Source organism: Mesorhizobium sp. WSM4844 (assembly GCF_055811775.1).
On sequence record NZ_JBVVQB010000166.1, the window covers coordinates 1 to 793 of the forward strand.

Genomic DNA, 793 nt, shown 5'->3' on the forward strand with positions numbered 1-793 from the left:
ATTGTTGCCGTGTCGCGCGACGAGCCGCTTGCGCTGTCGTTCGCGCAGCAGCGGCTGTGGTTCCTGGCGCAGCTCGACGAGGGCAGCACCAACTATCATATTCCATTGGCCTTGCGGCTGCGGGGGGTGCTCGACCGCGTCGCCTGGCAGCGCAGCCTTGACCGTCTGTTTGCCCGTCACGAGGTGCTGCGCAGTGTCTTTGTCGCACCGGAGGGCCAGCCCCGGGTCGAGGTGCTGCCGGCCGATGCCGGGCTGCCACTGGTCGAGCACGATCTATCCGGCCGGGCCGATGCTAAGGTGGCGCTTTCGGATCTGTGCCGTGAAGAGGCGCACACGCCGTTCGATCTGTCGCGCGGGCCACTGATGCGCGCGCGTCTGATCCGGCTGGCGGATGAGGAGCACGTCTTCCTGCTGACCCAGCATCACATCGTCTCCGACGGCTGGTCGATGGGCGTCTTGATGCGTGAACTGAACAGCCTTTACCGGGCGTTTGTGGCCGGGCAGGACGACCCGCTGCCACCGCTGGCGATCCAGTATCCGGATTATGCCGCCTGGCAGCGGCAGTGGCTGTCGGGGGAACGGCTGCAGAGCCAGGCGCAGTATTGGCGCAACGCCCTGTCAGGTGCCCCGGCCCGTCTTGCGCTGCCGACGGACCGCGTGCGGCCGGCCCAGCAGTCGTTTGCCGGGGCCGGTGTGCCGATCGTCATCGACGCGGCTCTGACGCGGGGTCTGAAGCGGCTGAGCCGGCAGCATGGCACGACGGTGTTCATGACGGTGCTGGCGGCCTGGGCGG

1 protein-coding gene is annotated in these 793 nt (G+C 68.1%); it reads left to right on the forward strand.

Annotated features, from left to right (window positions below; translation table 11 throughout):
- Positions 1-793, forward strand: a 793-nt coding sequence (locus tag AC0L2A_RS36265; protein WP_473612983.1) for a condensation domain-containing protein, incomplete at both ends; no start/stop codon positions are given.